At 46.6% G+C, this 298-nt stretch carries 1 protein-coding gene; it reads left to right on the top strand.

Going from position 1 to position 298, the window contains the following annotated elements; all coding sequences use genetic code 11:
- Window positions 1-68: 68 nt before the first annotated feature.
- On the top strand, window positions 69-298 hold a 230-nt coding region (locus EXE44_RS18780), incomplete at its 3' end, for a glycosyltransferase 61 family protein (RefSeq protein ID WP_241991909.1).

Raw genomic sequence — 298 nt, 5'->3', positions numbered from 1 at the left:
TTTCCCCCTCAACTCAAAGATGGCCGTCTCGTGTATACATATCTAGAGATGATGCCGATGAACGGCGTGTGGTTAATGAAACGCAAGTCGTCCGTCTTCTGGAAGACTACGGCTTTTCTCGTGTGATTTTATCAAACCTTTCGCTCGCTGAACAGATAGTGCTGTTCTATCAAGCAGACGTAGTTATTGGGCCGCACGGAGCAGGCCTTCTGAATGCTGTATACAGCGAAGATGTTCAGGTGATAGAGATCTTTGGAGATTATCGAAACGCCTGTTATTACACGATGAGTGGGTTGGA

The organism is Halorubrum sp. SS7 (assembly GCF_005435055.1).
Classification (GTDB): Archaea; Halobacteriota; Halobacteria; order Halobacteriales; family Haloferacaceae; genus Halorubrum; species Halorubrum salinarum.
This window is presented reverse-complemented; position numbering and strand designations above follow the sequence as displayed.